1 rRNA gene is annotated in these 286 nt (G+C 45.1%); it reads left to right on the forward strand.

The window, feature by feature from the left end:
• Positions 1-153 precede the first annotated feature (153 nt).
• A 23S ribosomal RNA gene (locus HP548_RS08400) occupies positions 154-286 on the forward strand; the annotation flags it as partial.

The raw sequence follows: 286 nt of genomic DNA on the forward strand, positions 1-286 counted from the left end.
AACTCTCAAACAGCTTGCTTTTGCATGGAGCTTGTTCTTTGAAAACTAGATATCGAAACGAAAATTGCGAATTAGAACATTCCTTTTTAAGCTGAACTTGTGTAAACAAGTTTCAATAAAAACGGTAGATTGCATTTGCTCATCTGAGCAATTGGTTAAGCTACTAAGAGCACACGGAGGATGCCTAGGCGCTAGGAGCCGATGAAGGACGTGGCGAACAACGAAACTGCCTCGGGGAGCTGTAAGCAAGCTTTGATCCGGGGGTGTCCGAATGGGGAAACCCAGC

It is taken from the genome of Paenibacillus taichungensis, assembly GCF_013359905.1.
In the GTDB taxonomy this organism is placed as follows: domain Bacteria; phylum Bacillota; class Bacilli; order Paenibacillales; family Paenibacillaceae; genus Paenibacillus; species Paenibacillus taichungensis.